Source organism: Aestuariivirga sp. (assembly GCF_044238155.1).
Lineage (GTDB): Bacteria > Pseudomonadota > Alphaproteobacteria > Rhizobiales > Aestuariivirgaceae > Aestuariivirga.
In genome coordinates this window covers 1-11045 of record NZ_JBIIDX010000119.1, presented here as the reverse complement: position 1 = coordinate 11045, position 11045 = coordinate 1, and the positions used below count along the sequence as shown (strand labels likewise).

Annotated in this window: 11 protein-coding genes and 1 tRNA gene; 7 read left to right on the top strand and 5 right to left on the bottom strand. The window is 62.2% G+C overall.

Going from position 1 to position 11045, the window contains the following annotated elements; all coding sequences use genetic code 11:
• The 3 genes from ACILRN_RS12450 to ACILRN_RS12440 form a co-directional block, all read right to left on the bottom strand.
• On the bottom strand, positions 1-507 hold a 507-nt coding region (locus ACILRN_RS12450), incomplete at its 3' end, for a DUF993 family protein (protein WP_395688745.1).
• Position 508: 1 nt separating this feature from the next.
• Positions 509-1270: a 3-ketoacyl-ACP reductase gene (locus ACILRN_RS12445; protein ID WP_395688744.1), complete on the bottom strand. Its 762-nt coding sequence runs from the start codon at positions 1268-1270 to the stop codon at positions 509-511.
• Positions 1267-1935 (bottom strand): TetR/AcrR family transcriptional regulator, encoded by a 669-nt coding sequence (locus tag ACILRN_RS12440; protein ID WP_395688742.1) that lies wholly within the window; start codon positions 1933-1935, stop codon positions 1267-1269. The genes ACILRN_RS12445 and ACILRN_RS12440 overlap by 4 nt, the downstream gene beginning before the upstream one ends.
• 77 nt (positions 1936-2012) lie before the next feature.
• Here ACILRN_RS12440 and ACILRN_RS12435 point away from each other — a divergent pair, with 77 nt between their 5' ends.
• The 7 genes from ACILRN_RS12435 (at position 2013) to ACILRN_RS12405 (ending at position 10271) form a co-directional block, all read left to right on the top strand.
• Entirely contained in the window at positions 2013-3599 is a 1587-nt protein-coding gene (locus ACILRN_RS12435; protein ID WP_395688740.1) for a GMC family oxidoreductase, read from the top strand.
• A 3-nt stretch (positions 3600-3602) separates the two neighbouring features.
• Complete coding sequence (locus ACILRN_RS12430) at positions 3603-5180, top strand: acyl CoA:acetate/3-ketoacid CoA transferase (RefSeq protein ID WP_395688749.1); 1578 nt, start codon at positions 3603-3605, stop codon at positions 5178-5180.
• The gene (locus ACILRN_RS12425; protein ID WP_395688738.1) at positions 5173-5952 is read left to right on the top strand and encodes an enoyl-CoA hydratase/isomerase family protein; all 780 of its coding nucleotides are present in this window, start codon (positions 5173-5175) and stop codon (positions 5950-5952) included. The genes ACILRN_RS12430 and ACILRN_RS12425 overlap by 8 nt, the downstream gene beginning before the upstream one ends.
• 167 nt (positions 5953-6119) lie before the next feature.
• Positions 6120-7310, top strand: coding sequence for an ABC transporter substrate-binding protein (locus ACILRN_RS12420; protein WP_395688747.1), 1191 nt, complete (start codon positions 6120-6122; stop codon positions 7308-7310).
• Positions 7311-7380: 70 nt separating this feature from the next.
• Positions 7381-8277 carry a carbohydrate ABC transporter permease gene (locus ACILRN_RS12415; protein ID WP_395688736.1) on the top strand — a complete coding sequence of 299 codons (897 nt, stop codon included), beginning with the start codon at positions 7381-7383 and terminating at the stop codon, positions 8275-8277.
• Positions 8274-9155, top strand: coding sequence for a carbohydrate ABC transporter permease (locus ACILRN_RS12410; RefSeq protein WP_395688735.1), 882 nt, complete (start codon positions 8274-8276; stop codon positions 9153-9155). Before ACILRN_RS12415 ends, ACILRN_RS12410 begins: the two co-directional genes overlap by 4 nt.
• A gap of 3 nt (positions 9156-9158) precedes the next feature.
• Positions 9159-10271 (top strand): ABC transporter ATP-binding protein, encoded by a 1113-nt coding sequence (locus ACILRN_RS12405; protein WP_395688733.1) that lies wholly within the window; start codon positions 9159-9161, stop codon positions 10269-10271.
• A gap of 81 nt (positions 10272-10352) precedes the next feature.
• On the opposite strand, the gene ACILRN_RS12400 is transcribed toward ACILRN_RS12405, so the two are convergent.
• Positions 10353-10426: transfer RNA gene (locus ACILRN_RS12400), tRNA-Gln, on the bottom strand.
• Positions 10427-10548: 122 nt separating this feature from the next.
• The coding region (locus tag ACILRN_RS12395; protein WP_395688731.1) for a tyrosine-type recombinase/integrase at positions 10549-11045 on the bottom strand (497 nt) is incomplete at its 5' end.

Sequence of the window (11045 nt, the reverse complement as noted above, 5' to 3'; positions counted from 1 at the left end):
GCGCGAATAGACCTTCACATAATCGTCCGGCGATTTTGCCACCCGTACCAGTGCGCGGCTGGCCATCAGGATGATGCGCCCGCCAAGCTTCTGTATGGCGGCCAGCTGTTCGAGATAGGCCTTCACCACATCGTCAAGGTTGCGGGCCTCCGCCGGGTTGAGCTGGTCGGTGCCACAGCCGGAGAAGATGCGTCCTGCACGCGGGCCCGCGTCCTTCAGCGAGCGGCTGATGAGTTCCAGCGCGCGCGGCCAGTCGAGGCCCATGCCGCGCTGCGAGGTGTCCATCGCCTCGGCAATGCCGAACCCCAGATCGAGCAGATGGCGGCGGTAGGCCAGCGTGCGCTCCCAATCGAGCGACGGCGGCCCGGACGGGTCGGCGCCGCTCAGGGAATCCGCCACCACATGGGCGGCGGCGAAGGCAACGCGGTTGAAGGCTGTGCGCGGCTTGCGGATGGCCAGCGGTTCGGCCCGCAGCTTGTAGGCGCCGTCCGGGAAAGTGATCTTCATGTCAGTACCTCACGCTCAACAGGCCGCCGTCGGCCTGAATGACCTGGCCCGATGTGTAGGGCAGAAGGCCCATGGCCAGCGTTGCGGCGATGCGGCCCACTTCGGCTGGCGTTCCGAATCTTTTGATCACCGTCAGGCCGCCCTCGATCAGCGCATCGTATTTCGCCTTCGATGGAGCGGTCATGTCGGTTTCGATGAAGCCGGGCTGGATTTCATAAACCCCGATCCCGTCATTCGAGAGCCGCGCCGCGAACAGCTTGGTGATCATCGCCGCACCGGCCTTGGAGATGCAATATTCGCCGCGCGCGATCGACGGGGCCACGGCATTGGCGGAGGAAATTGTGACGATGGAGCGATGGCCCTCGGCGTTGCGGCCTATAAGCCGCCGCGCGAAGGCCTGGGTGAGAAAGAAGCTGCCACGGGTGTTGACGCTCTGGCAGCGGTCATAGCTCTCGGGCGTCACGTCGAGGAGGTCGCCGCGGCTCAGCACCGATACTCCGGCATTGTTGACAAGCGTGGTGAGCGGGCCCACTGCCGCTTCCGCCTCATCGAGCAGCGCCTGATGGCTTTCAATGCGGCCGATATCTGCGGCGATGGCGGCCGAGCGGCGGCCCTTCGCGGCGATTTCGGCGGCGGTGGCGGACAACTCGTCAGAGGCCACCACATCGGCCACTGCAACGTCAAAGCCCTCGCTGGCCAGCGCCAGCGCAATGGCCCTGCCGATGCCGCGGCGCCCGCCGGTGACCAGTGCTGCCTGTGTCATTTGCCCTTCTCCAGTCTGGCAAGCGTTTCCGGCGTGCACACCAGCCGGAGAACGGTCTTGATGTTGAAATCGAGCCGGTCGCCCAGGGCGCCCTCGCTCATCAGGTCGCGCTCGAACACGATCGAGCCCGTGAACCGGTTGGTGAGGTAATAATACCCGATCGCCGCGATGGTGATGTTGACCTGCACCGCGTCAAGGTCGCGCCGGAAAACGCCCGCCGCCGCACCGCGCTCGAGCAGGGCGCGCATGCGGCCGACGAAGGGCCGGCTCATTTCCCTGATGCGCGAGGACACCTTGATATGGCGGGCCTTGTGCAGGTTCTCGCTGTTGACCAGCGTGATGAATTCCGGGTTGGCGAGATAATAGCCCCATGTGAAGCGCACCAGCCGCTTCAGCGCCGTCAGGGGATCGTCCTTTTCGATCTCGAGTCCGGCTTCAGCCTCGCGGATGCCGGCGTAGGCATCTTCCAGCGTGATGCGGAAAAGTTCTTCCTTGTTGCCGAAGTAATGGTAGAGCATGCGCTTGTTGGTGCGGGCACGCGCCGCGATGTCGTCCACCCGAGCGCCGGACAGCCCGTTCTTCGCGAATTCGGCCTTGGCAGCCTTCAGAATGCGCGCCTTTGTGGCATCGGGGTCGCGGGGCTTGAAGGACAGGGCGCGGGGCAAGATTCCACACTTGAAATAACCAACTGGTTATTTATAAGCGGACCCAAGGCTGCGAAGCAAGAGGCGTCGAGAGGGCGATGTATGATTATGTGATCGTGGGCGGGGGATCTGCAGGCTGCGTGCTTGCTGCCCGGCTCTCGGAGGTTGACGGGGCGAAAGTACTGTTGATCGAAGCAGGACCCCGCGATACCAACCCTTACATCCACATGCCGGTTGGCTTCTTCAAAATGACGTCGGGTTCGCTGATCTGGGGCTATCAGACGGTACCGATGCGTCATGCCAACGGACGTGTCACGGTTTATCCGCAGGCCCGAGTTCTGGGCGGCGGCAGCTCGATCAATGCCGAGATCTACACCCGCGGTTGCCCCGAGGATTATGATGGCTGGGCCGGCAACCACGGCTGCGACGGCTGGAGCTGGCAAGACCTGAAAAACTACTTCGTGAAATCGGAAGGCAATACCCGGCTTGGCGGGCCGGAGCATGGCATCGACGGCCCGCTCGGCGTTTCCGATCTGCAGAGCACGAATCGGGTGTCACAGGCCTATGTGCAGGGCTGCATGGAAGTGGGCATGCCCTACAACGCCGATTTCAATTCCGGCCGCCAGGAAGGCGCTGGCCTCTACCAGACCACCACGCTCAACGGCCGCCGCTGCAGCGCTGCGGTTGGCTATCTGCGTCCCGCCATGCGGCGGCCCAATCTTGAACTGCGCACCGGTGTCCTGGTGAAGCGCATCGTGGTTGAGAATGGCCGCGCCACCGGCGTTGAGATCGTAACGCCGTCCGGCGTTGAGATGATCTCCGCGTCAAGCGAGGTGATCGTCACCGCCGGCGCCATTGGCTCGCCAAAGCTTCTCATGCTCTCCGGCATCGGGCCCGCTGAGCACTTGCGTGAGGTTGGCATTCCGGTGGTGCATGATCTTCCGGGCGTGGGCGAGAATTTCCACGATCATTTCTCGACTGATGTCACCTGGGTTCTGAACGGCCCCTATTCCTACGACAAATACAAGAAGGCCCATTGGAAGCTGTGGGCGGGGCTGCAATACGCCATGTTCCGCTCCGGGCCCGTCGCCTCCAACATCGTCGAGGCCGGGGCCTTCTGGTGGAGCGACCGCTCGGAGAAGACGCCCGATCTGCAATTTCATTTCCTGGCGGGCGCCGGTGTGGAGGAAGGCGTGGGCAGCGTGCCGGGCGGCAATGGCGCCACCTGCAATTCCTATCATGTGCGGCCGCGCTCGCGCGGCGTCGTCCGGCTGCGCTCGGCGAGGCCGGAGGACGCGCCGCTCATCGACCCCAATTCCTTCGCCGACCCTTATGACCTTGACCGCCACATCGACGGCATCAAGATCACCCAGGAAGTGGGCCGCACCCATGCCATGCGCAAATTCGTCTCAGCCGAGCATTTCCCCGGGCCTGCGGTGAAGACCAAGGCGGATTACGAAGCCTGCGCGCGCTCCAACGCCCGCTCCTCCTACCATCCGGTCGGCACCTGCAAGATGGGCCGCGATCCGATGGCGGTTGTCGATCTGGCGCTGCGCGTGCGCGGCATCGAGCGGCTGCGCGTCTGTGACAGCTCGATCATGCCAGAGGTCGTCTCCTCCAACACCAACGCCCCTACCATCGCCATTGCAGAAAAGGCCGCGGACATGATCCGCGGTAACAGGTGAATGATGCCGAAAATCGTTTCAGCCGCAGAAGCCGTCAAGACCATTCCGGATGGAGCAGTGGTCGCCGTCAATTCATCTTCAGGCCTCAACTGCCCGGACGCTGTGCTGAAGGCGATCGGCGAGCGCTTCGATCACGAGTCACATCCGCGCAGCCTCACCATGCTGCATCCGATTGCGGCGGGCGACATGTTCGGTATTCGCGGGGTCGAGCATATCGCCAAGCCAGGGCTGATTGGCCGGATCATCGCGGGGTCCTATCCATCCGGGCCCTCGACCTCGGAGCCGCCAATGATCTGGCAAATGCTGGGTGCGAACGAGATGCCGGCCTACAACGTGCCATCGGGCATCATGCTTGACCTTATGCGCGAGGCGGCCGCGAAGCGACCCGGCGTGATCACCAAGGTCGGGCTCGACACCTTCGTGGATCCGGATCGCGAAGGCTGTGCCATGAACGCCAAGGCAGCGGCCCAGCCGATCGTGCGCAAGATCCGCTTCGAGGGGCAGGACTGGCTCTTCTTCCCGACAATCGTTCCGCAGGTGGCTATCATCCGTGGCAGCGCCTGTGACGAGCGGGGCAATCTCAGCTTTGATCAGGAGGGGGCCTATCTGGGTGCCATGGAACTGGCACTTGCTGCCCATAACAATGGCGGCATCGTCATCGCCCAGGTGCGCAACGTAGTGGAAAACGAGACGCTGAAACCGCATCAGGTTCGGGTGCCGGGCATTCTGGTCGATTACATCGTCGAGGCGCCTGACCAGTGGCAGACCACCCAGACGCCCTATGATCCGGCAATCTCCGGCGAAGTGTTCAAGCCCATTTCGAGCTTCAGCCTGATGGAATTTGGCACCGGCAAGGCCATTGCCCGGCGTGTGGCGCAGGAGATCAGGAAGGGCTGGGCCGTGAACCTGGGCTTCGGTGTTTCGGCCAATGTGCCGCGCATCTTCATCGAGGAGGGGCTGCATGGCCAGGCCACCTGGGTGATCGAGCAGGGTGCGGTGGGCGGCGTGCCGCTGCTCGAGTTCCAGTTCGGCTGTGCCGCCAATGCCGAAGCCTTCGTGCCGTCGGCCTATCAGTTCACCTATTTTCAGGCGGCGGGCTTCGATTGCTCGCTGCTGTCCTTCCTGCAGATCGACCGGCACGGCTCGGTCAACGTCTCGAAGCTGGGCGCCAGGCCGCATGTGACGGCGGGGGCGGGCGGCTTTGTGGACATCACCTCGAGGGCCCGAAAGATCGTGTTTTCCGGATACTTCAATGCCGGCGCCCGAATGGAGATTGTCGACGAGAAGCTGAAGATCGAAAAGGAGGGAAAGGTCCGGAAGCTGGTGAACGAGGTGGAGCAGGTGTCGTTCTCCGGCCGCCGCGGCGTGGCGCAAGGTCAGGACGTGACCTATGTCACCGAGCGCTGCGTCATGAAGCTGACCCCGGAGGGAATTGTGCTCACCGAAATCGCGCCGGGAGTCGATCTTCAAACCAACATCCTCGATCAGTCGGAGTTTCCGCTGATCGTGTCGCCCACTCTTCGCGAGATGGATCGCCGCCTGTTCGAGGTGGAGAAGATGGAGCTCAAGCTCCATGAGTGAGACCGGTGACAGCAGGGTCAGGCTGAAGGTCGACGGACCGCTCGCCACCATTGTGCTGGCCCGCCCCGACAAGCTCAACGCCCTCGACTACGAGATGGTGCTGGCGCTCGAACGCGCTGCGCTTGCAATTGAAGCTGCGGCGGGGGTGCGGGTGGCCATCATCACGGGCGAAGGCGGCAAATCCTTCTGCGCGGGTGGCGACATCGAGGCCTGGGCTGCGCTGTCGCCTGCCGATTTCGGACTCGCGTGGGTGCGCCATGGCCACCGTGCGTTTGATGCGCTCGCGCGGCTTCGCCAGCCGCTGATCGCGGTTCTCAATGGCCACGCCCTTGGTGGCGGGCTGGAACTTGCCGCCACCGCCGATCTTCGCATCGCGGAAGAACATGTGAAGCTGGGGTCGCCGGAAACTGGTCTCGGCATCATTCCCGGCTGGTCGGGCACGCAGCGGGCGGTAAGGCGTTTCGGGCCGCAGGCTGTGCGGCGCATGGCGCTGGCGGGTGAGGTGTTCACTGCGGCGGAGGGCTTTCAGCTCGGTATGGTCGATGCCGTGGTGCCGCGCGAGCAGGGCATGCCGGCGGCCATCGCCATGGCCGAACGCGTGGCGCGGCGCGGGCCTTTGGCCACCCAGGCCAGCAAGATGCTCATCAACGCGGCGGAGGGCGAGGAGACGGAACGGGTGCTCGAGGCGCTGGCCGGGGCCGTTGCGGCGGCGAGTGACGAGCTCAAGGAGGGTCTTGCCGCTTTTCGCGGCAAACGGCCGCCGTCCTTCTGAACCCGCCCGGAAATGCCCGTTGCGGGATGTCGCGCAACGCTGTACAGTCGTAACGAGCTGGTTACTTAACCGATCTGGCAACTGGCTTTTTGATGCAACAAAGGGAGGAGAACATCATGTTGCGCAAGTTTTTTCTGACCACGGCCGCCCTGGTGGGACTGACCGCCATGGCTCACGCCGATGAAGTGGAGGTACTGCACTGGTGGACGTCGGGTGGCGAGGCCGCTGCACTTGACGTTCTGAAAAAGGACCTCGAATCCAAGGGCGTCACCTGGAAGGACATGCCGGTCGCTGGTGGCGGCGGCGAAGCCGCGATGACGGCGCTACGCGCCCGCGTGACGGCTGGAAACCCGCCAACTGCGGTGCAGGCTCTGGGCTTCGACATCACCGACTGGGCCAAGCAGGGAACGCTGGGCGACCTCAATGAAGTCGCAACTGCCGAAGGCTGGGACAATGTGATCCCGGCTGCCTTGCAGAATTTCTCGAAGTATGACGGCAAGTGGATTGCCGCGCCGGTCAACGTCCACTCCACCAACTGGGTGTGGATCAACAAGGCTGCTCTCGATGCGGCTGGCGGCAAGGCGCCCGAGACCTGGGACGAGATGGTCGTGGTGCTGGACAAGATGAAGGCCAACGGCATCACGCCGCTGGCGCATGGCGGCCAGGCCTGGCAGGAGGCCACCATGTTTGACGCCGTGGTGCTTTCCATGGGCCCCGACTTCTACAAGGCTTCGATGATCGACCTCGACCCGGCAGCACTGTCGGGCGACAAGATGGTTGAAGTGTTCAACCGCATGGCCAAGCTCCGCAGCTATGTGGACGACAACTTCTCCGGCCGCGACTGGAACCTCGCCTCTGCAATGGTCATCGAGGGCAAGGGCGGCATGCAGATGATGGGTGACTGGGCGAAGGGCGAATTCCTCAAGGCTGGCAAGAAGCCGGGCGTGGATTTCGTGTGCATCCGCTTCCCGGGCACCCAGGGTGCGGTCACCTTCAACTCCGACCAGTTCATGATGTTCAAGGTCGGCGAAGACAAGCAGAAGGCCCAGCTGCTCATGGCTTCCGCCATCGAGAACCCGTCGTTCCAGTCAGCCTTCAACGTGGTGAAGGGCTCGGTTCCTGCCCGCACTGACGTACCCAATGACGCGTTCGATGATTGCGGCAAGAAGGGCATGGCGGATCTCGCCGAAGCCAATACAAAGGGCACGCTGATGGGATCCATGGCGCATGGCCATGCCGCCCCCGCCGCGGTCAAGAACGCCGTCTATGATGTGGTCACGCGCCACTTCAACGGCGAGATGGACTCGGCTGCCGCCGCCGCGGCGCTGGCCGAAGCCGTCGCAGCCGCCAAGGGCTGATACGCAACGAGGGCTCCGGCGAAATCCGGGGCCCTTTTCTCCTGATTCCGGCGCAGAGGACAAAAGCCCCGTGAACGCCATCGCCGCTCCGCGTGCCACGCTTCAGGCATGGCTGCCGCGCCTCGTGCTGGCGCCGAGCTTTGCGCTCATCCTGGTGTTCGTCTACGGATTCATCCTGTTCACCGGGCTCCTGTCGCTCACCGGATCGAAAATCCTTCCAGATCTTTCAAGCTGGGTGGGCCTCAACAACTACGTGAGGCTGTTCAACCACCCGAACTGGATCACCTCGCTCAAGAACCTCGCGATCTTCGCAACCCTCTATATCGCGGTGAGCAGCGCCATCGGCCTCGGCCTTGCCATCCTGCTCGACCAGAAAATCAGGGGCGAGGGCGTGCTGCGCCCCATCTATCTCTATCCCATGGCGCTGTCCTTCATCGTCACAGGCGTTGCCTGGAAATGGTTTCTGGACCCCGGCATCGGCCTGCAGCAGGTGATGCAGTCCTGGGGCTTCGAGTGGTTCTCCTTCCGCTGGATCAAGGAAGGCAAAATGGCGATCTACACGATCGTCATCGCTGCGGTGTGGCAGTCCTCGGGCTTCGTGATGGCCATGTTCCTTGCAGGCCTCCGTGGCGTGGACAACGAGATCGTCAAGGCCGCTCAGATCGACGGCGCGTCGAACTGGACGCTGTACCGCCGCATCATCATCCCGATGATGCGCCCGGTGTTCCTGTCGGCTTTCGTGGTTCTGGCCCATCTCGCCATAAAGTCCTATGACCTCGTGGTGGCCATGACCAGCGGCGGCCCCGGCACCGCCACCTGGACGCCGGCACTTTTCATGCAGAATTTTACCTTCACCCGTAACGAGATGGGCATGGGTGCTGCCTCCGCGATCGTCATGATGATGATGATCGCGTCCATCATCGTTCCCTATCTCTATTCCGAGCTTGCCGCGGGGAACCGCAAATGAGCGGCGGCCGCCAGGATACCGCCGTGCGCACCGGCGCTGTGGCGCGCGCTGTGATCTATGCGGTGCTCATCCTGTTTTCCATCTACTATCTGCTGCCGCTTTACGTGATGCTGGTGAATTCGGTGAAGCCGCTCACAGAAATCCAGCAGGGGCGGATGTTGTCGCTGCCGCTCCTGTTCACGCTGGAGCCGTGGGGCAGCGCCTGGTCCACCGCCCAGATCGGCGTGCAGCCCACCGGCCTCAAACCCTATTTCGCCAATTCGCTGATGATGGTGATTCCAGCGGTGGCGATTTCCACGCTGCTGGGCGCGCTCAATGGCTATGTGCTCACCAAGTGGCGCTTTCGGGGCGATACGATCGTTTTTGCCCTGATGCTGTTTGCTTGCTTCATCCCATTCCAGATTGCGCTCATTCCTGCTGCTCGCATCCTGGGCCTCCTGGGCCTCGCCGGCACGCTGCCGGGCTTGATCCTGATCCATGTGGTCTATGGCCTCGGTTTCACTACTTTGTTCTTCCGGAATTATTACGAAGCCTTCCCCACGGAGCTTGTGCGCGCCGCGATGATCGACGGCGCAAGCTTCTGGCAGATCTTCCGCCGCATCCTGCTGCCCAGCTCGGGGCCGATCATCATCGTCACGGTGATCTGGCAGTTTACCAATATCTGGAACGACTTTCTGTTCGGCGTCTCGTTCTCCGATGCCGATTCGATGCCGATGACGGTGGCGCTCAACAACCTCGTCAATTCCTCCACCGGTGTTAAGGAATACAACGTGCATTTCGCCGGCGCCGTGCTCGCGGCGCTTCCCACGCTCATCGTCTACATCGTGTCGGGCCGCTATTTTGTGCGCGGCCTGATGGCGGGCTCGGTCAAGGGTTAGCGCATGGCCTTTCTGGAAATCGACAAGCTGGAAAAGAAGTTCGGCACGGTGGACGTGCTGAAGGGCATCACGCTGGACATTGAAGAGGGCGGCTTCCTCGTGCTGGTAGGCCCGTCTGGCTGCGGCAAGTCGACTTTGCTCAACACCATTGCCGGTCTCGAAGCGATCACGTCGGGCGAAATTCGCATCAATGGCCGCCGGGTGAACGATCTCCACCCCTCCCAGCGCGATATCGCCATGGTGTTCCAGTCCTACGCGCTCTATCCCAACATGACGGTGGCGGAGAACATTGGCTTCGGCATGGAAATGCGCGGCGTGGCCAAGCCAGAGCGCGAGCGGGCCATCCGCGATGTCTCCGACATGCTGCAGATCGGCCATCTGCTGGCCCGCAAACCCTCGCAGCTCTCCGGCGGTCAGCGCCAGCGCGTCGCCATGGGCCGGGCGCTGGTGAGGCGGCCGCAGGTGTTCCTGTTTGACGAGCCGCTCTCCAACCTCGATGCCAAGCTGCGCGTTGACATGCGCACCGAAATCAAGCGGCTGCACGCGCGCCTCAAGACATCCATCGTCTATGTGACCCATGACCAGATCGAAGCAATGACGCTTGCCACCAAGATTGCGGTTCTGAAGGATGGTGTGCTGCAGCAGGCGGGAACACCGGCTGAAATCTACAATTCTCCCTCGAACATGTTCGTAGCCGATTTCATGGGATCGCCTGCGATGAACCTGCTGGCGGCGAAGGTCGTGCAGCGGGGACAGGACATCGCCCTCGAAATGGACCAGCGTGAGGGCGATCCATTGCTCGTTCCGCTTGAAAGCCGGCGTCTCGCATCCCGTGCGGGCCAGCAGGTGGTATTCGGGTTGCGGCCCGAGTCGATCACCGATCCGGAAGGTGCAGACCGGCTGTCACGCAACATCATTGAACTTGATTGTATGATCGAGGTTATTGAACCGGCAGGCGCCGATACTTTTGCCGTCACCTTTCTGGGCGGCAAGGAGGCCGTGGCGCGGCTGCGGGCGGATACAAAGGTCAGTGCTGGTCGCATCGCCCGCCTTGCCTTCAACCTGGAGCGCGCCGTGTTCTTCGACCCGGTCACGCAACAGAGGATTTCGGAGTAGCCGAGCCTCACCGAGTCAAAAGGGTCCAGGCGGCTGGAGCAGCGCCGAACCTTGGCCTCAACGACAGAGTTACGAAAGGTATGGCTGGGGGACTAGGATTCGAACCTAGACTAGCGGAGTCAGAGTCCGCGGTCCTACCGTTAGACGATCCCCCAATGCCGTAACGCGCTAAGCTTTTGAGACTAGGACCTTTCGGCTCTTGGTTCGGTTTCTGAAGGGGGTACACTTTCGCTAAGGGGGTACACTTTCAAGAAACCGCGGCTTAGATAGCGGGCGGTCAACGCTTGGTCAATACGTCTTTATATGCTTGAACTTTCTCCATTGCCCGCTCAGCAAGCAGCGACTGCCTAACCCCTCGAGTATATAGTTCAACCATCGGAAGGCTCATCCCGGTGATTGAAGCAATCTCGTGGGTGGTGCAACCGACCTCGGCCAGTTTGACGGCGGCATTTTTCCGCAGACCGTGGAACACCATCTTCTCAAGACCCGGCACTTTTGCACGCTCCCGCTGAAACGCCGCTTCGAACTGCTCACTCGTCCAATCGCCAGCACCTGCTTGTTTCCAGCAGATACTATCTCCCGCTCCGGACAAGACCATTTCTCGAATCTCAGGGTGCAACGGGATCAGCAATTCCTTTCCCGTCTTCTCCTGCCTGACGAATATCTTGCCCGATTGAACATCTGACCGCTTCATTGCAACGACGTCTCCCATCCTTTGGCCTGTATGCAATGCGATCTTGCATGCGAATGCGATATCAGGACGCAAGTTATCGA

Excerpts from the sequence above, each read along its gene's own strand:
- ACILRN_RS12410 (WP_395688735.1), top strand. The coding sequence starts at position 8,274 with ATGAGCGGCGGCCGCCAGGATACCGCCGTGCGCACCGGCGCTGTGGCG.
- ACILRN_RS12405 (WP_395688733.1), top strand. The coding sequence starts at position 9,159 with ATGGCCTTTCTGGAAATCGACAAGCTGGAAAAGAAGTTCGGCACGGTG.
- ACILRN_RS12435 (WP_395688740.1), top strand. The coding sequence starts at position 2,013 with ATGTATGATTATGTGATCGTGGGCGGGGGATCTGCAGGCTGCGTGCTT.
- ACILRN_RS12420 (WP_395688747.1), top strand. The coding sequence starts at position 6,120 with ATGGCTCACGCCGATGAAGTGGAGGTACTGCACTGGTGGACGTCGGGT.
- ACILRN_RS12425 (WP_395688738.1), top strand. The coding sequence starts at position 5,173 with ATGAGTGAGACCGGTGACAGCAGGGTCAGGCTGAAGGTCGACGGACCG.
- ACILRN_RS12430 (WP_395688749.1), top strand. The coding sequence starts at position 3,603 with ATGCCGAAAATCGTTTCAGCCGCAGAAGCCGTCAAGACCATTCCGGAT.
- ACILRN_RS12445 (WP_395688744.1), bottom strand. The coding sequence starts at position 1,270 with ATGACACAGGCAGCACTGGTCACCGGCGGGCGCCGCGGCATCGGCAGG.